Origin of the sequence: Aestuariirhabdus haliotis (assembly GCF_023509475.1) — a bacterium.
Taxonomy (GTDB): domain Bacteria; phylum Pseudomonadota; class Gammaproteobacteria; order Pseudomonadales; family Aestuariirhabdaceae; genus Aestuariirhabdus; species Aestuariirhabdus haliotis.
Window position 1 is genome coordinate 1 of the sequence record NZ_JAKSDZ010000046.1, and the last position, 23,091, is coordinate 23,091.

At 51.8% G+C, this 23,091-nt stretch carries 12 protein-coding genes and 1 tRNA gene; 9 read left to right on the top strand and 4 right to left on the bottom strand.

The window, feature by feature from the left end; translation table 11 throughout:
- Positions 1–284: 284 nt before the first annotated feature.
- A complete protein-coding gene (locus MIB40_RS16690; RefSeq protein ID WP_249696610.1) occupies positions 285–2,714 on the bottom strand; it encodes a DNA polymerase II in 2,430 nt (809 codons plus the stop codon).
- Between the two features lie 238 nt (positions 2,715–2,952).
- Between MIB40_RS16690 and MIB40_RS16695 the strand changes: the two genes are divergently transcribed.
- The 7 genes from MIB40_RS16695 to MIB40_RS16725 all read left to right on the top strand — a co-directional run bounded on the left by MIB40_RS16695 (position 2,953) and on the right by MIB40_RS16725 (position 13,104).
- Positions 2,953–3,354, top strand: a complete 402-nt coding sequence (locus MIB40_RS16695) for a ComEA family DNA-binding protein (RefSeq protein ID WP_249696612.1) — start codon at positions 2,953–2,955, stop codon at positions 3,352–3,354.
- A 369-nt stretch (positions 3,355–3,723) separates the two neighbouring features.
- On the top strand, positions 3,724–4,659 hold the full coding sequence (locus MIB40_RS16700; RefSeq protein ID WP_249696614.1) for a DMT family transporter: 936 nt from the start codon (positions 3,724–3,726) through the stop codon (positions 4,657–4,659).
- A 57-nt stretch (positions 4,660–4,716) separates the two neighbouring features.
- Entirely contained in the window at positions 4,717–6,105 is a 1,389-nt protein-coding gene (locus MIB40_RS16705; RefSeq protein ID WP_249696616.1) for an FAD-binding oxidoreductase, read from the top strand.
- A gap of 433 nt (positions 6,106–6,538) precedes the next feature.
- The gene (locus MIB40_RS16710; RefSeq protein ID WP_249696617.1) at positions 6,539–7,633 is read left to right on the top strand and encodes a TRAP transporter substrate-binding protein; all 1,095 of its coding nucleotides are present in this window, start codon (positions 6,539–6,541) and stop codon (positions 7,631–7,633) included.
- Positions 7,634–7,821: 188 nt separating this feature from the next.
- On the top strand, positions 7,822–8,904 hold the full coding sequence (locus MIB40_RS16715) for a TRAP transporter small permease subunit (protein ID WP_249696619.1): 1,083 nt from the start codon (positions 7,822–7,824) through the stop codon (positions 8,902–8,904).
- Positions 8,905–8,932: 28 nt separating this feature from the next.
- On the top strand, positions 8,933–11,590 hold the full coding sequence (locus MIB40_RS16720; protein WP_249696621.1) for a TRAP transporter large permease: 2,658 nt from the start codon (positions 8,933–8,935) through the stop codon (positions 11,588–11,590).
- Between the two features lie 191 nt (positions 11,591–11,781).
- The gene (locus MIB40_RS16725; RefSeq protein WP_249696623.1) at positions 11,782–13,104 is read left to right on the top strand and encodes a succinylglutamate desuccinylase/aspartoacylase family protein; all 1,323 of its coding nucleotides are present in this window, start codon (positions 11,782–11,784) and stop codon (positions 13,102–13,104) included.
- A 28-nt stretch (positions 13,105–13,132) separates the two neighbouring features.
- Here MIB40_RS16725 and MIB40_RS16730 read toward each other — a convergent pair whose 3' ends face one another.
- A complete protein-coding gene (locus MIB40_RS16730; protein WP_249696625.1) occupies positions 13,133–13,747 on the bottom strand; it encodes a LysE family translocator in 615 nt (204 codons plus the stop codon).
- A gap of 126 nt (positions 13,748–13,873) precedes the next feature.
- Positions 13,874–19,405, bottom strand: coding sequence for a hypothetical protein (locus MIB40_RS16735; protein ID WP_249696627.1), 5,532 nt, complete (start codon positions 19,403–19,405; stop codon positions 13,874–13,876).
- Between the two features lie 461 nt (positions 19,406–19,866).
- Here MIB40_RS16735 and MIB40_RS16740 point away from each other — a divergent pair, with 461 nt between their 5' ends.
- Positions 19,867–20,730: a hypothetical protein gene (locus MIB40_RS16740; protein ID WP_249696629.1), complete on the top strand. Its 864-nt coding sequence runs from the start codon at positions 19,867–19,869 to the stop codon at positions 20,728–20,730.
- A gap of 139 nt (positions 20,731–20,869) precedes the next feature.
- Positions 20,870–22,948 carry an alkaline phosphatase family protein gene (locus MIB40_RS16745; RefSeq protein ID WP_249696631.1) on the top strand — a complete coding sequence of 693 codons (2,079 nt, stop codon included), beginning with the start codon at positions 20,870–20,872 and terminating at the stop codon, positions 22,946–22,948.
- Positions 22,949–23,004: 56 nt separating this feature from the next.
- On the opposite strand, the gene MIB40_RS16750 is transcribed toward MIB40_RS16745, so the two are convergent.
- Positions 23,005–23,080, bottom strand: a tRNA-Asn gene (locus tag MIB40_RS16750).
- Positions 23,081–23,091: the final 11 nt, after the last annotated feature.

The window sequence follows — 23,091 nt, forward strand, 5'->3', positions numbered from 1 at the left end:
TCCTAAAATGGTTTTTATCAAGGCGAAGCTCGCCGTTCATGTCGAGACCTGAACAAGGGCTTCAACACCGAGAGAAACCATTTTAGGACCGCCCTTCGGGGCTTTCAGGCGAACCCAGACTCTTTGTTACGCCTTTTTGAAAGATCTGGACCTTACTGTAAAGACGTGCCGCGATTCTGAATTCGCCTGAAAGCCAAAGTTCATCTGAATTAATCAGAGGTGCCCTAGCCTCTGGATATAGATCGAAATGCAAAAAATTATTCTATAAGTGATATTTAATCACTTTAAAAAAGGTGCATCTGTTGTCCGGTTATATCTGCAAAGGAATCGTCAACAAAATGTAAAATTCCGTCGGCGATGGGTTGCAGCTGGCGCTCAAGATAACGTTCGTAATCCAGGTCGCTGGTGCTATAGGCTACAGGCTCCGGGCCATTTCGAGTCATTACATACTCTACCCAACCGCCATGCAGATACTTTGGCAGTAAACCTTGCTGCTTTCGCAGGCTTTCCTCTTTTTGAGCCGCTTGGGCATGGGGAGGGATATTACGGCTATATTCACTCAGGGGACGTCGTAATCGCTTTCGGTAAACCAGTTTTTTATCCTGTTTTCCTGACAGGGTTTCTTCAACGATTTTTTTAATAAAACCAACGTAATCTTCGTTATGAAAGATTTTCCAATAGAGTTCACGCTGAAATTCCCTGGCGAGTAAGGTCCAATCGGTGCGTACTGTTTCGAGCCCCTTGAAGATCAGATTTTCTTTACCGTCGTGCTCAATAATGCCGGCATAACGTTTCTTGGATCCTTGTTCTGATCCGCGAATGGTTGGCATCAGAAAGTGGCTGAAGTGAGTTTCGAACTCTATCTCCAAATGACTGGTTAATTGGTACTGTGCAGACAAGCGTTCCTGCCACCATTGGTTCAATCCCTTGGCCAACTCATGGCCAATTACCTTGGCCGCTTCAGCACTGGCCGGGTTGTTGACCAGTACAAAGACCGAATCGGTATCGCCGTAGATTACTCGATGACCCTGGTGTTCAATGTATTGCTGGCTAAGGGTGAGAATCTGATGACCCCGTAACGTGATCGAGCTGGGCAGACGATAATCGAAAAAGCGACAGCCTGGAGTACCCAGAACCCCATAAAAAGAGTTCATTAAAATCTTGATGGCCTGGCTTAGGGGCGCGTTACGATCTTTTTTGGCCATGTCCCGTAGTTGCCAAAGGTTTTCTATTAGCTCGGGCAGAATCGACAATTGTTTACTGAACAGTGCGCCATTAAAACCCGGTACCAGCAGTGCACGATCCGCCTCGGTTGTTTCGAGTTGACTATCGTTAGCCTCAGAGGGAGTTTGTTGCAATCCGGCGATCAGGCCCAGGGGGTCCACTTTAAAGGTGCGAATGATACTGGGGTACAAGCTCTTGAAATCGAGCACCAGAACATCGTTGTAAATACCGGGGAAAGAATCCATCACGTAGCCACCAGGGCTGCCAATTCCGCGTGGATTTTTCGGTAGGCTCGGGGCGACGTACCCCCGCCGGTGCAGTCTGGGTAAATAGTTATGATCGAAGGCAGCAACCGAACCGCCAAAACGGTCCATCGCCAACCCTGTCATACAGGCCCTTCGCGTTGCAAATTCGATTAACTCGGTTTTAGCAAAAATCTCCCAAACCAGTTGGCAATCTTCCAGGTTGTACGCTGCGAGTGCCGCTTTGTCTTCTTGAAACATACGCCCGATCTCTTCACCGCGTTGATCGTTGTGTTCAATCAACTTGCCTCGATCGAGTAGATCCCGAGCGACAGAGTCCAGGGCAAAACTTTCAAAATTCCAGGTGGCTGATTTCAAGGTGTCGATGCCGTCGAGTACCACGCGGCCGGGCAATAGAAGGGTGTAATGATCCGGATTATCCCGTGATTGGCGCCACTCCAGAGCAGTTCCATCTCGGCCAATACAAAAAGGTATGTTCAGGGCATCGGCGCGTTTTTGTAAAACCCGCAAGTCAAAATTAATCAGATTCCAGCCGATCAGCAGATCTGGATCCTGCTCCAGGCACCAGGAACAGAATGACTGAATCAGTTCTCGCTCATCGGCGACGAACTGTGTATTAGTTGGTGCTTCGCCCTGGCCAATCATTAACACCTGACGCAGGCTATTCGTTTGATCCTGTTCGCCATAAACCATGGCGATGGAATAGAGCCTGGATGCGCGCATGTCGGTTTCAATATCGATGGACGCCACACGAAAACGGGGAATCTGCTCCAGCTCTCTAGGTTTGATGCGGGGCTGGGAGGCAACATGGAACCCTGCTGCCTGACGTAATGGGGATTGCAGGGTTAAACCGCCACGGATAAAACGTTCCATCAGAAAACGGTCGCTGGGCTGCAAATCGGCTTCGTAAACGTCTATACCCCGGCCTCGTAGCAGGTCACGAGCTTTATAAAGATCCCGTTGGCGCTTGAAATAACAACCGGCCACCGGCTTCGAATCAAAATTTAATAGTTGCAGGGGTTTAGCAGAAACCCCTTCGATGGAAGACAACAAGGTTTGCGCCTTGCTAAGTTGGTCGCCGGGAATAAAACAAACGGCTTGCTGCTCGCTGAATATGGCGCGAATGGGGAGCCCCTCGGTTTTCAGCCATAGGGTCAACTCAAGCCCCTGGGCGGTATCGCGCCACTGTCGCGTAAGAAGAAAGGCTTGGGTTGTCGAGGTGGGCATTAAGAGGACTCCGTGTTGGCTGCAGTTTACCATTGCTCATGATGCGATTGATCTCGTCCTCAGAAGAAATCGCCGTCGCCTGTAGGAGATTGCTCGCGAAGACAAGGAGAATGCAGGAAAATTGAAACCTGTCTCCGGCCTAATACCCATAAAAGCGCAGCGCTGATCTCCTACAGACGCTTTTTTGCGGGCTTCCTAAGCTTCAATGGCTCAAGCCAAAATCTTTAAGGAGGAAGATATGAGCCCATTAAAACAAAACCTAAAAGCTCAACTATCAAAGGGATCGGTATCGCACTGGATGTTGTTGGTTGCACTCTTGTTTGCCCCCTTATCCTGGGCCGACAGTTCGCCGGCGACCGATGTCAGTGCGCATGATAAAGCAGCTATGAAGCAAAAGGTATTGCTTGCTGCGGAGATGAATAATGCCGCCGCAGAGCCGCAAACAACGGTAAACGTCAATACCGCCAACGCAGAGGAAATTTCCCAGGAATTAAAAGGTATTGGAATGGCCAAAGCCGAAGCCATTGTTGCTTATCGGGAGAAACATGGTGCTTTTGTTGCGCTGGAAGAGTTAACGGCTGTGAAAGGCATAGGGGATAAAACTCTGGCCAAGAATGCGGAAAAAATCAGGTTGGAATAATGCGTTTGTCGGAACGATGCGATAATGCTATGACATGTCGTCTCTTCAGCAAAAGCTACTCAGGGCCCATCAAATGATGGGCCTTTTTTATTGCTTGTGACTTATCAAACCCTGAAGTTGTTGAGCAGTCCTGAATACATCATCGCGAGTAGTCGGCTGCTTTATGGCATTGCCCTTTGCCCGATGGCTACTGTGCTAGAGGCTCTTTGACCTTAGGGTTCCAGAATAAGTCCCTGTGTTGATACGTTACCAAGCAGTTGTCATGCGAATCTGAAAGTAAGGTTCTGCGCCACGAAAAGCCATAGCTGTAGTCCCTAACGTATAGGAAAGCTGTTAGTCTGGATTGCTTGGCAACCCGCTGACCAAGGGTTGCGCCTTAATTCAATCGCCATCGAGGTTTTTCTGAACGTTCCTCATTCTTTTAAAGCGGACTTGCTGCTGGTTCTGGTGACCCTGATCGCGGCCTTTGGTTGGGTGTTTTCCAAGGAAGCCTTGGCGGGTTTGCCTCCGTTACTGTTTCTGGCCGTGCGATTTATTCTCGCCGGACTGGTCTTGTCCATTGCGGTTGGAGGGCGCTGGCGTCGGTTGAACCTGGTGCAGTTAGGGCTCGCCTTGAAAGTCGGCGTCGTGATGAGTGTCGCGATGATGTTCTGGGTGCTCGGACTGAACAGCTCAACCCATCTGGGGGAAAGCGCCTTTATTAACAGCCTGGCCTTTATTCTGGTGCCTTTGCTGGTGCGCGGTTTATTTGGTGAAACCCAACCATTATTCACCTGGCTGGCTTTGCCCGTAGCGCTATTAGGGCTGGGCTTGCTAACGCTCAAGGGCAGCCTGCAACTGGAGCACAGTCAGCTGTTGTTTATGGTTGCCGCAACGCTGTTTGCCCTGCATATCTGTCTGATCACCCGGTTGTCGGGTAAGGTGCCCGTATTGGCACTGAGCGCAATACAGCTGCTGATGGTGGGCCTGTTTGCGTTGCTAGCCTCAATAGTGTTTGAAACCTGGCCGAGCAGGGTGAGTAATGAGATCTGGGGCTGGGTTCTGGTGAGCGCGTTGATCGCGACCAGCTTGCGCTTCCTGTTGCAGATCTACGCCCAGGGCCTGACCAGCGCCAGTCATGCGGCCTTGATACTCACGTTGGAGCCTGTATTTACGGCGCTGTTGGCCTCTGTGTGGTTTGCCGAACGAATGTCCCTGGCGCAATTGCTGGGCTGTGTACTGGTTTTCGCGGCCATGATGATCAGTCGTACGCCAGCCCTGTTAATGGCGCTTAAAAACGTCAAACGACTGCGCCGCCAACGTTAAAATGAGTTGGCAATATGAGAACGAACCGACAATGCTATAGATTGCCAAGGAGGCGCCATGAGTCATACCCGTCCTGCATTAACCCAGACCCTGAAAGACCTTAAGGCGCTGTTGGGTAGTCGCCTGCAACAATCCCGGGCGATCTGTGAACAACACGGCCAGGGTGAGGACAGTCACGGCGTGATGCCCCCCGATGCCGTAGCCTTTCCCCATAGCAACGAAGAAGTGGCGGCGATTGTGCGGTGTTGCCGCCAGCACCAGATACCCATGATTCCCTACGGCACCGGTACTTCAGTAGAGGGACATCTGCTGGCTCTGGAGGGCGGCATTAGCCTCGATTTGTCCCAAATGAATAAGGTCCTGGCCGTACATGCTGAGGATATGGACTGCCGCGTACAGGCCGGGGTGACCCGCGAGCAATTGAATACGGAGTTGCGCCACAGCGGCCTCTTTTTTCCGGTTGATCCGGGCGCCAATGCCTCCATTGGTGGTATGGCCGCTACCCGTGCTTCCGGTACTACCACCGTGCGCTATGGCAGCATGATGGCCAATGTTATGGGGCTCACGGTGGTGACAGCCCAGGGTGAGATTATCACTACCGGATCACGGGCGAGGAAAAGTGCGGCTGGTTATGACCTGACCCACCTCTATGTGGGTTCCGAAGGCACCCTGGGTGTGATTACCGAGGTGCATTTGCGGCTGCATCCTATTCCTGAATTGATCAGAGCCGCGGTGTGTACCTTCACCAATCTGGATGCCGCGGTGCAGACCGTGATCGAGGTGATGCAGTGTGCGATTCCGGTGGCCCGAATGGAGCTGCTTAACGGTTTGCAAATGCAAGCCTGCATTCAGTATTCCAAACTGGAAGGGTTCGATCAGCAACCGACCCTGTTTTTTGAGTTTCACGGCAGTCAGGCGAACCTGGCCGAACAGATCGATGCCGTCAAGGCGATTGCTACCGGGCAGGGCGGTAGTGACTTTCGTTGGGCTGAGGATACGGAGCAACGTAACGCCCTCTGGGCGGCGCGCCATAACGCCTATTTTGCGGCCAAGTCGCTGTGGCCAGGCTGCGAGGCGGTAGCAACCGATCTCTGCGTGCCCATTTCGAATCTGGCCGAATCCATTCGCTTTGCCGAACAAACTGCACTTGAGCTAGAGCTTAACTGCCCTGTGGTGGGGCATGTCGGAGACGGTAACTTCCATATGTTGATCATGTTCGATGCAGGCAATGACGAGCAACGGAATCGGGCTGATTCGTTGTCGAGGGCTATGGTCAAGCAGGCTTTAACGGTTGGCGGGACCTGTACCGGTGAACATGGTATCGGGGTTGGTAAGAAAGCGTATCTGGAGCAGGAGCATGGGCAGGCCGTCGAATTGATGAAGCTGATCAAGCGAGCCCTGGACCCGGATAATTTGATGAATCCGGGTAAAGTGCTCAATCTGTAATCAAGCCTGAAAGTGAACTGGAGACTCTGCTTGAATTGTGCGACATTTGAGGGGTTGGCAATTCATTGGTAAGACCGTTGTGTCAATTGGTAAGGCCGGGTAGTCGGCAAAACCCCTGGGAATCATCGCCATTTGTGGCTCAGTGCAAGTTTTGCTCGTACTTTAGTCTAACTGTGATAAAACACGCTTTATTAGAGGGCGGGCATCGCTTTTACTAACCGGAGTGATTCGGGTGGCTGCAGGGCTGCCCAATGGTTGTTGGTTTCAGCTTTGGCGCTGTTACCTGAGCCGACGAGTCGCAGGGAAAGCCCGGTAACTACTCCCGGCGCTCCTCTAGAGAAGCATAAGAAGTGACTGCTATTGCGCCATTGGCGATTGCACAGGCTCAAACCTGATTGCGCATACAAATAATAACAGCAAGGAGAAAGTCAGAATGAAGAGACGTGAAGTATTGAAGAAGGGTCTGGTTGGTCTGGGCGGCGCTGCCGCTGCAACAGTCATCTCTGCCCCCGCCATCGCCAAGGAGCGCATGGAAATCAATATGGTCGCTACCTGGGGTCGTGACTTCCCGGGTCTTGGTACCGGCGCCCAGCGCTTTGCCAAGCGCTTGACCGATATGAGCGATGGCCGCATGCAAGTAAATTACTTCGCGAGTGGCGAGCGCGTTAAAGCGTTCGACTCTTTTGATGAGGTCGCTTCCGGTAACGCCCAGATTTACCATGGCGCCGAGTACTACTGGAAAGGTAAGCACCCGGGTTTTGCCTACTTCACTTCGGTACCCTTTGGTCTGACCTATACCGAAATGAACGCCTGGATCCGTTTCGGTGGCGGGCAGGAGTTATGGGATAAGTTGTCTGCTGACTACGGCCTCAAGGGTTTGATGTGCGGTAACACCGGTGTTCAGATGGGTGGCTGGTTCCGTAAAGAGATCAACTCTGCTGATGACCTCAAGGGTCTTAAAATGCGTATGCCAGGTCTGGGCGGAGACGTTCTGGCCAAGCTGGGCGGCTCTCCGGTCTCTCTGCCAGGCACCCAGATTTATGAAAACCTGGTATCTGGCGCCATCGACGCCACCGAGTGGGTTGGCCCCTGGAATGACCAGTTTATGAAGTTCTACGAAGCCGCCAAGTACTATTACTATCCAGGTATGCACGAGCCAGGCGCTATGCTGGCCATCGGCATGAATGGCGAGTGGTGGAACAACCTGTCAAAAGCTGACAAGTTGCTGGTGGAAGCCGCCGCGTCCATGGAAAACGATGTCATGATGTCCGAATACAACGCCAAGAACGGTGCCTCTCTGGCCCAGTTGGTGGATGAGCAGGGCGTTAAGCTGCGTGCCTTCAGTGATGATATCTACGACAGCTTCGGCGAAGCCGCAGAAGAAGTCTTCGACGAAACTCGTCAGCACAGTGCGCTGGCCAACGAGATTCACGAAAGCTTCGCCAAGTCTCGTACTGCCGTCGGTTCATGGGCCAAGATCTCTGATCAGGCCTATGTCTCCCAGCGGAACCGCGTACTGGGCCTGTAAACACCCATCGCGAAAAAACGCGGAGCCTGGATGCTCCGCGTTTTTTCATTACCGGGTCGGTAATGAAAAACAGCTTTTCCAGGAAAAATGACTGTGATGACCCGTCGGTGCAGGATGATACCGGCTTGAATGGCACACCACTGCCAGTGGTCTAACACAGCCTAGAATTATCAGGCAGATGCACCTCCATGACTCAAACAGACTCCTCAGCTGCTGTGGCCAGTAATAACAGCAGTGGCGGGCTAGTAACCCCGGTTGTACGCATATTGGCCGGCTTCATCGTTACGATGGCGTTGCTCTTTCTCTTTAATAATTACCTCACCTTCTGGCGCGACTGGCCGGGTGTTATGGCATTGTTTGCGCATTTGAACGAGAGCGCCAGAACCCCGCTTGCCGATGAAGGGCTGAAGCTGGGCTGGACCCAGTTGATTATTTATATCGTCGGCCTGCTCGCTATGGCGGGATTTGTGCTTAAAACCCCTCAGCGCTCATTACGCACCGATGCCCAGCTCTGGTCCGATTTTGCCGCTTATATCGTTCGCGCCGCCTTCTGGACCGTAGTGATGGTCGGCCTGGTCGATAGCCTGATCTCCTTCATGCGCATCGAAGGTTTCCTCGAGGCCATGGTCGGTTCCGAGCTAAGTAAGGAGTTGGGTCGTCCTCAGTTCCGCGGCACCTACGTGCACTATCCCTTGATGCTGGTGGCATTTGTGCTCGCTGGCTTTATTCGCACCCTCGGTTTTACCTGGTTGGCACTGCTGGTTGTGCTGGCGGAATTTCAGATTGTTCTGTCACGGTTTGTATTCTCCTATGAGCAGGCCTTTATGGGTGATCTGGTGCGCTTCTGGTACGCCGCTCTGTTTCTGTTCGCCAGTGCCTATACCCTTATTCATGACGGCCATGTTCGGGTCGATGTGCTCTATGCCCGTTTCGACCATCGGGTCAAAGCCTGGGCCAATATAGGTGGCTTAACGCTGCTGGGTTTGCCCCTGTGCTGGGTGATTTTGACCACGGGTATGTGGAGTAAGGGCAGTAGCATTAATAGCCCTTTGCTCAGTTTTGAAATCACCCAAAGCGGTTATGGCCTGTACGTCAAATATCTGATGGTGGGCTTTTTAGTAGTGTTCGCTCTGTCCATGATTGTGCAGTTTGCCAGTTATCTGTTGAGCAACGTTGCAGACCTTCGAGAAGAAGACGAAGAGGGCGATGAACACGGTATGCGTGTGCAATCGAACCAGTCCGATGATGGCCTGACCATCGCGTCCAACTAACTTATAAATACAGAACAGGACTCGTTTAATGGAGCTCGTTTTTTTAGCCATACTCGTGCTACTGATGGTCGTCGCATTGACCTCGGGATTCCCGGTAGCGTTTTCTTTACCCGGTTCCGCGATCCTGAGTATTGGACTCGCGGCAGGCTGTGGTTATCTATTTGCTGGCGATACCAGTGCTTATTTTGCCCAGGGAGGGCCCGTACAGTGGCTCAGTGCCGGGGTCACTAACTTCCGCAGTCTTTACTGGGATGTCGAACGAGACACCCTGATTGCCATTCCGTTGTTTATCTTTATGGGCATCATGCTGCAGCGCTCCAAGATTGCTGAGGACCTGCTGGTGGCCATGGCCCAGCTGTTTGGCCCGGTGCCTGGTGGTCTGGGGATCTCGGTAGTGTTGGTGGGCGCGCTGTTGGCGGCAACGACCGGTATTGTCGGAGCTACGGTGATCGCCATGGGCTTGATCTCGCTACCGGCGATGCTGCGCAACAACTACAGTCATTCGCTGGCTACCGGTACCATCTGTGCCTCGGGTACATTGGGGCAAATCATACCGCCCTCAATCGTTTTGATTATTCTGGCAGACCAGCTATCCAGCGCCGCCGACCAGGCGAGTACCATTCGTAAACAGCTGTACAAGGATGCCACCGGTGAATATTCCATGCCGTCGGTGTTTGATATTACCTCGGCCAGCGCTGGTGACATGTTTATGGGGGCGTTGATCCCCGGATTGATCCTGGTTGGTCTCTATGTCGGTTATATCCTGATCGTGGCCCTGGTGAAGCCGAAAATGGCGCCACCCGTGCCTTATGAGGGTAACTATGACCGTCAGTTCGCCAAGCGAGTCCTGCTGGCCCTGATTCCGCCCCTGACGCTGATCTTTGTTGTGCTGGGTTCCATTATCATGGGGGTTGCCACGGTTAACCAGGCTGGAGCTATCGGTGCTGTGGGTGCCATGATTATGGGGGGCTATCGCCTCACCGAGGGCAAGAGTAGTTCTTACTACCCGGCGATTTTGGGCATAGGTTCGACCCTGGTTTTGATCGTAATTCTCAGCCTGTATACCCTCAATATTAAAAATATTGGCGATAACATGGTTGGTATCGTACTCGCGGCGATCGCGGTCACGGGGCTATTGGCGGCAGTAGGCTGGAGTGCTATTCGCGCCTATCGAATCGAGAATACGCTGAACGAAGTCATGATCGAAACAGCGAAAACCACCTCGATGGTGTTTATCATCCTGATCGGTGCGGCCATGTTGACCTCGGCCTTCCGCGGCTTCGGTGGGGAAGAACTGGTTAAGCATTTCCTGACCGGTTTGCCCGGCGGTTTCTGGACTCAGTTTATCGTCGTCATGCTGGTTATTTTTATACTGGGTTTCTTCCTCGATTTTATCGAGATTGCTGTCGTGGTCGTGCCCATCGTTGCCCCCATTCTGCTGGCTGACCCCGGCGCTAACGTCACCGCGGTTTGGCTGGGTGTTATGGTAGGGCTTAATATCCAGACCTCATTCCTGACGCCACCCTTTGGTTTTGCGCTCTTTTATCTGCGCGGAGTGGCGCCGAAGATTGTCAAAACCCTGTCTATTTATAAGGGAGCCATCGCTTTTATTGGTTTGCAGTTGCTGGCGCTGGTGATTGCCGGTTTCTACCCAAGTCTGGTGAACTACCTGCCAAATCGTACGTACCTGACCTCGGAAAATGCGCCGCCACCGATGAATCCGCGTTTGCAGATGTGTCTGGAAGAGCAGCTGTTTGAAGTCTACGACCTTGAGGGGGATCGCCTGCGGGCCAGCATCAAAGAGCTGCAAAGTGCCGATCTCAGTGCCTTGCCAAAGCAATGGCAGCAATCGATGACGGACAGCGGCAAGAGTGCGGCGGCCACCTTTGATCTGGTTGCCAAAGTACGGGAAGCCGAAGCCAATGTGCTCAATTTCACTCCGGACTACGCACCGCTGCACAGCGAAGTTCGTCGTACGCAATCCAGCATTCGAGTGGTGGACAAGCAGATCAAAGGCTGGCAGGAAGCACTGTCCCGTTTGACTCGGGACGATGAGCCCAATCAGGCCGAGATGGATAACATCAAAGCCAAACTGGCGGAGCTGGAAAGCTACAAGCAGGAACTTGAAAGCGAGATACCTGCAGAGTGGAAAGCTTCCCGTGAACAGTTTGTAGCTTTGAAGAAAGCGGAGAAAATTGCCCGTAACAAGTACCGCAGCAATGTGGACGCAGCTTACGAGCCGTTGATGAACCTGCAGCAGGTGCTGGCTGATACCGAGAACCTGAGCGCGCTGGAAGGCGAGTTGATGGGGCTGGTGGATGTTATCAATAGTGAGGATAACAAAGCCGCCATGGAAACCATCAAGCTGACCGAAAGCAATCTGGGTGCGATCAAGGATGCGAGTAAGATCAAGTCCAAGTTCTCCAAGGCGCGCCGTGCGCTCAAGGGGGATACTCCGAAGCGAGACAAGGCACTGAAGTTGCACGCTGAGGGTATGGCGTTGTTCCATGCTGAAGTGAAGTGGCGTCGACACGCCGCCGAGCAAGTCGGCCCAGTGCTGGCCAGCTACGATGAGGCCATTGCCTACTCCATTGGTTTGCGTTTGCAAAAACGCATGACACTGGACCAGGCGAAAGCGGTCGCTCGTTGCCAGTCAGTGCATCGTGATATTTCGTTGAACTTCTAACTGCCGACGGGGCTACCCGTTAGCGATCGACACAAAAAGCCGTACCCCTCAGGTGCGGCTTTTTGTGTTTCAGGGCCTCGGGTATATAGGAGAAATGGGGTGCAATGCCGCACACAGACATCATTTTGCACTGGAGCCTTGTCGTTAAGTTGTTACACTGAATTTAGAACCCTGGCTATAAGGAGGCCTTTGTGCCCTTTATTTCTTCGCACTATTCGCATCTATCCCGCTTTTCTGTTCGCATTCTGCTAGCACTGCTGTGCTTCTCGACCACGGCTACCAGGGCTCTGGCTGACACCGATGCTCCCCTGGGTAGCGCGGGGCTGGATAAGCCGGAGGCCACGGTTGAGGCGGCATCAGAAACAAAAGCAAAGCCCGTATCGGCACCGGACGGGCCTCAGCAGAATCCACCAACAGCAAAAGCTCCCACGCCTGAGCCGATCAAAGACCAGGTGCAACCCAGGGCCGAGCAGGATCAGTCGTTTCGTATCATGGACAAGGAGTTTGCCCCGGGCACGCGGGATACCGTGACCTGGCCGGTATCGATCAACAGTGTCGAATTTCGTGTGCCGGTGGTGGTGGCCCATGGTGCGCGCAAAGGCCCTGTCATGTGCATGACGGCGGCGCTGCATGGGGATGAACTGAACGGCATCGAGATCGCCCGGCAGGTGATCTATGGCCTGGAGCCCGAATCCCTGGCCGGTACGGTAGTTGCTGTACCCATCGTGAATATGGAAGGGTTTATGAAGCAGCAACGCTACATGGCCGACCGCCGCGACCTGAATCGGTTTTTCCCCGGTAATCCCGATGGGGTGACGCCGGCGCGCTACGCCCATGGCCTGTTTCAGAACGTGATTGTGCACTGTGATGGGCTGATCGATCTGCACACCGGTTCTTACTACCGCACTAACTTGCCTCAGTTGAGGGCGGATCTGCGTAATGATTCGGTGGCCAAGATGGTCGCATTATTTGGCGGCATGACGGTTTTGCAGAGTGAGGGCAATCCCGGCATGTTGCGCAATGCCGCCGTGGATGCGGGCATTCCAGCGGTGACCATGGAAGTGGGAGGACCTTTGAGCCTGGAGCCCGAAGCTGTTGAGTTCGGTGTTAAGGCGATAAAGACTTTCTTTGGCGAGCTGGGTATGACCCGCAGCTTCAGTTTTTGGAGCACCCCGCAACCGGTATTTTATGAATCGGAATGGGTGATGTCGGACTACAGCGGCATTCTTCTGGCGAGGGTAAAGTTGGGGGATAAGGTGAAGGAGAATGAGGTCATAGGTGAGGTGATCAATCCGGTCACCAACTCCAGTCGTGACGTTATCGCACCCTATCCGGGTACCGTATTGGGTATGGCGGTTAACCAGTTTGTCAGCCCGGGTTACGTCATTTTCCGTATCGGTAAACAGCGTACCGAGGATGAGCTCCGTGAAGATGCCTTGAAAGTAGGAGACCAGCCCAGGTCTACTTCCAAGGAGCTCGACCAGATGGCCGACAGAGAGGGCGAGAGTGACTGATCGGGATTGATGGCTTAGTGAGAAAGGCTCATGATCGGACGATCAGATAACCGCCGGCGGCGGCCATAATGCTGCCGGCTACCCGGTTCAATCCCTTCATCGCGCGTTCGGAGCGGAAATAACGTCGCGCCTGAGCCGCACTCAATGCGATCAGCATCAGTCCCAGCATCAGCCCGATCAGGGTCAGCCCGGAGGCCAGGGCAATATCGGTCTGGGTCAGACTGCCCAGGTCCATAAAGGTGGGCAAGAAAGCAATATAAAACAGAATCACCTTGGGGTTGGACGCCGAGATTAAAAAGCCCTGTACAAAGCTCATGCCGTGTTGACGCTTGCGCTGTAAATCACCGATCGCCAGTTCGACCGGCTGACGCCACATCATCCAGCCCAGATAGATCAGATACGCCGCTCCCACAAAACGGATAACCAGAAAGAGTCCGCCCCAGTGTTCGGCAATCGCCGCCAGACCAAAACAGGCCAGAATCAGATAGATGATATCGCTGATCGCCATGCCGAGTGCCAGAGTAAAACAGTTGGCCGCGCCTTCACTTATGGCTCTGGCCAGAATGGCAAATACCCCGGGACCCGGGGTAATACCGAAAATAAAAATGGCGATAAAAAACGTTAAGGCGCTTTCGGGGGACACGATCGAATCCTTGCTCGTGGCGTTTGAACCAGGTTGAGATTCACCTTATACGTGATTTTTTTTGAGCGGGGAAGCGATGTTTGTTTCGCGCCGGCCAAAAAAATTAGAATCAACACTCAAGTTGACTTACAAAACATCCGCCAGGGCTTTCGAAATTGACAGGGCAACCTTGTCCGGTGATGTCAGGTCGGCTGGTATGGCGCATTTGATCTCCCTGTCTTCATGATGGATCACTATGGTCAGGATGATATTGCTGGCAACAAAAAGCCCTGCGCTGGCATCAAATCCCAGTGAATGGATGGAAGGAATACCTTGCTCCAACCCTTGCTCGATACTGTGCTGAATATCCGCGAGCAGTTGCTCTTTTTTGGGCAGCTGATGGAGTACCGATTGGGCGCTGATGCAATCTTTGGATACGGTGGGCAAGGCATCGATGGCACGAACGCCAGCTTGAATTTTACGTAGCTGTGTCTTGTTGATGACGGGGCCGCGTTTATAAACCCGGACACCTGGAAATTTTCCGATACGGCCCACTTTGACCTCGATGGTATTGTTTTTGCCCAAATCCTCTAATGCGGTTTTTAGACGCGCCCGGTAACGTTTATCCAGTGGTGCCCCCGCGACGGTTTTCAAGGTGGTCAGTTTTTTGATCCAGGGAGCCGCTGAACGGTTTGCGTTGGCTCTTACATTGGTCTGCTTGGCTATCGCTACGGCGCCTTTCCTAAACCAATTACGTCCTGCCCATTTATCCATCGCCGCATAAATTTTCTTTTGGGTGGTGGCGCGTTTTATCTCCTTGATGATTTGCTCGCATAACGGGGGCAGCCATGCTTTTAAGCCCGTCAGACTGGCTTGCAAGTCTTGCTGGCTGCTGATCAGCTTGATCACCCGGTCGTAGGCTGCGCTGGTCTCCGCAGAGACAACCTCTTTTGCCGTAGCTTTCAGACCAGCCTTGAAACGGTCGATGAAACTCTCAGGCAGCTCCAGAGATGCGCCCATCGAGAACAGTGCGCCGGGTGAGGTGCCGGGAAGTTTCAATACAGTAGTGCAATTAAAGCCGCCGATTTTGACTATCACGGGCACGAATTCGATGCCCTGTTTGGAAAAAATGGTTTGGGTTTCGAATTGTCCGCTGTCGCCCCCGATGCCGCTCCAGCATAATTGGCCGGCAATTCTAGCGCCATCCGGGTTAACCTGTAGAGAGCCCTTGATTTGAATGTATTCGCTGAGACGCAAGCGGATGTCGCCGTACAGGCTTTTTCCAGGAATCACTTCCAGAGTGCTTCCGAGCGCAAAGGGTTGGCCGAGAATCATCAGGCAGACTTCGCCATTTACTCCGACTTTCACCTGACCCTGTGCTAGCAGTTGGGTTTGTATCCTGCCCTCAATCGTGAGTGATAGCATATCCTTGGGACCGAAAGCGCCCACCAGCCTCAAGGCGGTTTCAAAGTCTCCAGGCCCCAATAAGGCGATACCAAACTGACAGCGGAAACTGAAAATGTTGGCTAATGGACAGCTGATGTCCAGCCCGCCCAGCAGCATAACAACAAACCCCTTGTCATAGGCCTTGCCCCCCATCTGGGCGGGCAAGCAGTCCAGCATCTGTTCGGCATTGCTGGTAGCGAGCAACTCAAGGGCGTCCGGATCGGCTAGGATATCGTCACGAAACTCCTCTTCGGTTGAAATGCACCAGCCTGCGATAATGTCCAGTGGCCCGAAGTGGATGGTTTGGCTGCCGATGCGAATCCAGTGGGTTTGGTTATTGCTCTGGTATTTCAAGGGAACACTCTGGATCACCCAACCCGCGTTACCGGTTTTTATGCCATCCAGCGCCCGTGCCAGGGTGTCGCTAACCGACAGCGCGGGTAAGGCCTGCTTGGTACCCAGGCTACCGCCTCCCAGATAATCCGGTAATTTGATCAGGCTGGGGCCCAGGGTAAACGGCAATGCCATTCCGGCCGGCAGATGACCCTCATCGTGCAAGTAATAATCTGAGTGCTGGAAGAAGTTCAATAACGAAGTGATCAGCGTAATCCAGTCGATCAGGGTCGGTTCAGGGTCGGGGAAACTGGCATGAAACTCCAGTCCCAGGCCGAGCATATTTTTTAGTTCCCAGCCAAACTCCCGATAAAACAAGGGGATGGGCATCGGTGCCGCCATAGGGATCAGAGCCAGGGTATCGCGCATGATCAGACGGTTGCCAAGATCGCTTCCCTTTCCGCTGCTGAGGGCATAGATCAGGCTGACAAGGTCTACCTGATCAAACCAACCGTCAAATTTCAGCACGCCTAGCGTCCCGCCGGATGTGAGCCCGAAGCCACAACGATGTACCGTCAAACCCACCAGGCTCGGTAGAGGTGGCAGACCAGAGACGGATGGCAACAACAGTTTTAAGGGGGGGTCTCCAGCTGTGTTAATAGCAAATGCTGCGCCTCCGCTGGGCTCAACAGCAACGTCGAACGTAAAACCGGTGGGGATAGACAGGCTCAGATATTCGCGGATCGTTGTCGGTAATCGTTCCACGCCCTTCAACAGTAAATCAGACAGTTCGTCAAATGCGCGGGTTATCTCGGGGCTCTGGGTCCCCATCAGTCGGGAGAGTTGCTGGTAGAAATCGGGTTCGTCGAGTTTAAGCTCGATCAGCGGCAAGGCGTCTGGCAGCAATGCCATGGCCTGATCGGGAACTCCGCATTTGTTGGCGAGCCATTTAACCGGTGTGATAGGAATGCTTAGCTCGCCCTGGGTTTCGACTCCACCCCTCGCACACCACCGTCCTCCAGAAAAATCGAAGGCGAATTCCGGAACCTGAAAACTCAGGGTGCCGATACCGGTAAAATCACACCATTGCGTCCAGGTAGCTCCATTGTTCCCAGGGCGAAGAGGGATTTTTTGAAAGGGTGACGAAATCGCCTTGATGGAAAGCCCATCGCCTAGCGTCAGCATAAAATCAACGCTGTTCATAAACACCGGTGCGTCAGCAAACAATCGGTTAAGACGGTCAAAATTCAGGGCTTTAAGCTCGGCGCCCAGTGTCCAGCGGCTTTTCTTTTCCTCGCGGCTGGTACGTTGCACAAACAGAGATTGAATGTTTATATCAGGCAACGAAAGTGCAAAGCCGGAATCGGCCGCAAAATTTAACTTAAGGCTGTTATCTCCCGGTGGTGAAAAGGTGACTTTGATACCTTGGTCATCGATCTTTAATGCGCCGCTCATCGTGTCGTTGGCAATGACCCTGTCGGCAGGGAACGGAACATCGGCGATCGTCAATGTGGCACCGGCATCGATAAACCAGACACCTTTGTTACCCTCTTTAAGCGACTGATAACCGATCCTGAGTGGTTTCAGCTCAATAAGTACCGAAGGTGCGGGACTGAGTGGTAGCGGTATTTCGATGCGCAATGGTTGCTCCGGTGCGGGAGCCATAAGGTCCAGTCGGTAACCGGTTGCCGAGCGATGGAAAGAGGGTGCGGCCACCAGATCCAAAGTGTCTGCAATAATAATGGGTAGACTGCCATTAACGGAAAACTCCCAGGGCTGTTTCGAATCGCCGTGTATGGCTTGTGAAGCCGAGAGGCACAACTCATCTAGAGTAACGCTGCCAACCCCTGGCCAGTTCACAAGGGGCTGATGCTTTTGCAGTGCAAAGGTTAAGAGTTTCGAACTCGTACTGACATCAATCGACATGCCTAGGGATAGCTGCTGCGCGAAAAAATCGCCGCTGCAATTCCCGCTGCAATGCCATCTGGAATCCTGGGAACGCCAGCTGATGGCCATATCGCTAAAGCGAATGCCAAACTCGGGGCTGGGTTGAATGTCTCCGTCGATAAGCAGCGAGATATCGATGGCGAGAGGCTGGTTGGAACTTGCTCCTAAGGTGAGACTGGCTTTCTTTAGGTTAATTCTGAATTGATCAGAGTCGCTCAGGTTGACGGCAGTTAACATCGTCAGGCTGATGTGCCAGCTTTTACTGGCGTGTTGATATTCCAGCTCGACATGATCCAGTGGTACCCGGCTAGCGCCAAACGGCAGTGCTGTGCCCAACTTATGCAGAAGCACGGAAAGGTCGACGTTAACATCGGAGCTGAGTCTGAAGTTGCCCTGGGATTGACACTCAATCAAAACATTGTCCAGCTGAACGTCCAGCCACTCTATATCGGTAACGCCAAAGCATTCAGCCAGCAATTTGCGCATATCCAGCCGATTGGCACTGCAGAGAAATGCCACCGAGGAACCCACGGATGCCTGGATAAAAAATGAGATATCGGCTATCTGGGCGCCTGCCAGCAGTTGTGCCTGAGCACTGATACTGTCGTCGGCACTGAGTTGAAAACCGAGGGAGGTATCCTGAAGTATTAGCTTGCTGTTGGCCAAAGGGATAAGGTATCCATCCTGCAGGGTCAGACTGAACGAAAGGTGACATTCTCTCGGATCCACCACAACATCCACTCGCTGGATATCCGGTAAGCGGATCGGAATGACGGGCAAATACTGTTGCAGAAAATCACGGCCAATAATCGGTTCATCGTGAACCAACCGTATTACGCTATCCAGTGAGCTGAATGAGCAGCGCATGGGTAGTTCGTTCAGTGTCAGATCACCGCTTCCGGTTAGCACGAACGTCGGATTGTTAGTGGGATTATTAATGGTGAACTGAATCGCGGCGCTGGGCATCTCCAGTTGCTGATCGATAACCCTCCAGGGTGAGGCCAGTTCGAGATAGAGGCTGATAGAACTCAGTGACCAATGATCCAGATCGATCGACACTGAGATCAGCTGCGGACGAATATCCGGTAACAGGTCGAGTAGTGGCATCTGCGCGGAGCCGAGCTCGATGCCAAGAGCCTTCATAGCCGTTGTGAGGGTTTGTTCGGTATCGTCCTCCATACGCAGATTCAACACCCAGTGTCGGCACTCGTTTTCCAGCCCGAGCGTGCTGCTGAATTCACCCCTGATGTTGCCCATCTGCCAATCGGCACTGATCACCGCCGCCGCTTCACAATGGTTGATGCCGCCTTTGGTAGTGCTGTCGATGGTCAGGCGCGCTCGCTGTAATCCGACCTGTTTCGCCAGTTCGGGCAGGGGCAGGGGGATCTCCAGGATCAGACTGCATAGATCATTATGGAATGCTGTGTGGCCGCGTAACGCCATGGACTGCTGGGCGTCTAGCCAGGGCAGCAAGTGTGCGATTCTCGGATCAAGAACGCCCTTGGCGAGGAGGGTGAAACCAGAGGTTGTTTCATCATTGCCTGGATTCTCGAAGCGCAGGGTAACGTCCTCTAGCACAAGCAGTGACAGCAGATTGTCAGCTGTTTGGTAGTGTTGCTCCACAAAGCGTTTTTGTGATGGCAGGGCAAGCCGGGTGGAAGAGAACGTCCACCGGGGTAATGTTATCTCGCAGCTACAGATTAAGTCGCCAGAACTCTCTGATGCGTGAAAAACGATGGGGGCTGATGGCTGTCCATACAGGTCGGTCATGCCGCTTAGTGATAAACGGTTTTGGGCCTTGCTGATGGTGGCGTTGGCGATGGTGGATGTTGATGAAAGCTGATGGCGTTCGAATACCGGATGCAGATCAAATGCCTGAAGGAGGTCAGTGTCGAAAGAGATGGTTTTGTCGACGATGGTCGAGAGTAGTTGTTTTTCCAGTTTTTCGAGCATTCGCCTGATCTCCCGTTTATGCGGCAGAAACAAATCGATGCCGACGATAATTTATTGATCTTGTGGCTGCAAAAAAACAACGTTCATCACTGGAACTGATTGCTGTGATTGTTTTTATCTTAAAATGGAATTAAAAAAATACTCTTGCTTCAGTTTGAAATTATTTATGCATTTGCTCGTTATTTGGTGTTAAAACTTACATGTAAAAAGCATGTTCTGCAGAATGAAAAAGTTATAGACGATTTTGGGGGTAAATGCTCGCTATTTTTTTATTGTGCTAGGCTATGTGGATTTGATTATCTTAGCTGTTTCGGTTTGCTGCTGTTTTTAGTCTAAGTTTGTTGTTGGCGGATAAAACTATTTGTCGATTGGGCTTTTTGAGAATTCACAGGGTTTTCTTAGCGTGCCTGTGAATTTTTAAAAAGTGAATGGATACCCTTAAACGTAAGAGGGTTGATGGTATGGATTTTGAGAGTGTGGAAGATATAGTTCTGGAAGGTGCACGGCAAATTCTGGAAATTTTTCGGTATCAGATGCCTGAAGCTTCGATTTATTTTTTGGAGGGGTTGGATAAAAAAAATGTAGCTAATTATTTTACAAAATTGACTGAAGATCAGCTTGATGATGCTAAGAAGGTGGCGTTTTGGAAGGGGAGGGTTCACGATGATGCTGTAGTTGGTGCTGCGGAATTTATTGGTAATCTCCATGATTTAATGATTACAGTTTCGAAAAAAAACTGGAATTATGAGAGTCTATCATTTAATGTTAAGCATGTCTATGTAAAACCTGATAAGAAAATTAATGATTTTTTTGATACTGATCCTGCATTTAGTTACACACCAAAGCGGGTAAAATTTTATAAGTTCTATGTTGTTCATGAATTGATGCACCTGTTGCATCATCAGACTCATGTGAGAAGTTTTTTTGCGTTGGATGAAAATAAATCTTGGACTCCGGAACGTAAAGAATTAACTCGGAAATTTTATGAGATCGTGTGGGAGGAAGGGTTTACAGATTATCTGACCTGTTTGGCTTGTAATGTAGATCGAGGTATTTATGTTCCATATGATTGGTATACTCGTGTGCTTCAAAAAAGTATCACTAAGCTATGGACTCAAGACATGGATTATAGTTTTGGTCAGATTATTCCTTATGCCTATTTCTGGGGGAATACCTGCACTCCCGTTAAGGGGGAGGGTGATGTCAGGCGTCCGGATTTGTCCGAAACACTTATGCGAGATTTTTTCGATCCGATAGTGAAAAGTCTTTCCATACATGCAGTGGGAGAGTGTTTGGCGCAGAAAGAAATTCTGAAATCTCCGTGAGATGGAATAGTAGTTGATATCTTGCTCTCTATGGTGCGGTTCACCGGACAGCAGCAAACAAAAATATAAACAAAAGCAAAAACAAGCACAAAAAGAAAAATTGGCATCAATGCGGTAGCCGATCACTCAGGAGGGCACCATGAACACTCCCATGCCGCAGATTAAGCACGTTATTTTGCTGATGCTCGAAAACCGTTCATTGGATAATGTGCTGGGCTGGCTCTATGAAGCCGAGAATAATACTCCGCTGCATGTGATTCCCGAAGGCAGTGCCAAACAATACGATGGTTTGGTAGTGGGTAATTTTTCCAATCCTTACCAGTATCAGGGTAAGACCCGATCATACGCCATCCACAAGGGCCTTACTGGAAATCCGACCAACGTGCCCGATTACGATCCTTATGAAGAGTATGAGCACGTTAACAATCAGTTGTTTGGCAGCGCTAAGGCCTGGGACAAAAAGGTCACTCCCACAAAAAGCAACACCCCGAAACCTGCCAATATGATGCAGGGTTTTTTTCAGGACTACAGCGCAAGCTGGATGACCTGGGAACAGACGCTGCAAATATTGCAAACCTATACCCCCAAAGACCTTCCCGTGCTGCATACCCTGGCGCGGCAGTATGCGGTCAGTGATCGCTGGTTTTCATCGGTACCCAGCCAGACCAATCCCAATCGTGCGTTTGCCCATTGCGGTAGCAGTATGGGGCGGGTTGTCAATGAACATAAATCGAGCGTCGAACAGTTTAAATGGTGGGATCGAAGTCAGAGGAAGTACGTCTGGGCCCGCAATATCTGGAATGTTCTGGATGAACATAAGGTCTCATGGCGAATTTATTACAGTTCCCCCTGGCCACCCAAGGCTCTGTCGCCATTGAAAAAACAGCATAAGGGTTTTACTCATTACACTTTTTTGGGTGATTACGAAAATCTCCATCGCTTTAAGAAAATGCAGTTTTTTGCCGAAGCCGTAAAAGCCAATACCCTCGACGAATTTGTCTTTATTGAGCCCAAATGGGGCGGTGGCTTTGGTGGTAAGTATGGCACCGTGCAAGGCAACGATTATCACCCTCCGGCGAATGTGCGTCCGGGGGAAGTCTTGCTCAAGAATATAGTGGATACCCTCAAGAGTAATTCCGAGGTATGGAATGAGTCATTGCTGGTAATTACCTTCGATGAGCACGGTGGTACTTACGATCATGTACCGCCACCCTGGGGGGCTCCTCGTCCCGATAAGAGCGAGGGTGATGGTTTTCTGTTTGATCGCTACGGGGTGAGAGTACCGACCATTCTGGTGTCGCCATGGATCGAGGAGGGCACGGTGTTTCGCGCACCACCGAAGCAGCATTTCGACCATACCTCACTGATCGCCACGGTCTTGAAATGGCGCGGCATCGATCCTGCCAAGTCGGGTTTGGGTAAGCGTGTAAGCAGGGCACCTACGTTTGATAACGTGGTTAATCGCACCAGCCCCCGCACCGATTTTGCCGAGCTCAAGGTGGCCACCGCAGCCAAACTTCGCCCTATCAAGGTGGCTAATAAAACTAACACCAAAGTGAAAATTTATCTGGGTTGGGGCAATGGGTCTCGCAAAGCCTCCGTGCTCACAGTGACGGGGAAATACCAGCGTGCTGAGAGTGCTCAATACAATGCCAATACGGATACAGCTTCTCACGACTACTGGGTGTCCGTGGGCTATTGGGCAGGCCCCTCATCGGATCATGAACCGGTGGATCGTTTCACGGGATTGCAATGGCGATTGTTGTGGCAGGGTTGGCGGCATATCTTGCATCACCAAAGCATGACCGTGAAACAGGCTGCTATTACCACTAAATTTGGTGGCAATGATGTCTATGACCGTCATAGCAAGATCACCATCAGCAATAACACCCACTCACGCGTGTATTATCATCTCTATTCGAAAGCGGAGAAGGGCGGTGCCGCAGGCAAAACCCTGAAGGGTTATATCAATCGGGGTGAGAGTATGGTCTACCATTCCGGCAAAGATACTTTTCGCTGGAGATACCGTGTTATTTTTTCCACCTGGGTAGGCGACGAGGTTATTCGGGGCAAGGAGAAGGTAGATGGCACCATCGATCGCAGCTGGCGATTTTTCTGGGGGGCACCGAAGGTGATCAAGCGTAATGGATCACTGGTCATTAACCAGCCGAAACCGACGGTCAGCTTTCAACCCGAGGGGTGGGATATCCGCAACTGAAGGTGGTTGCGCCAGAAACGACAAAGGCCCGCATCGCTGCAGGCCTTCTGAATAAGTGGCTCCCCGAGCTGGACTCGAACCAGCGACCCAATGATTAACAGTCATTTGCTCTACCAACTGAGCTATCGGGGAACTGCATGGGA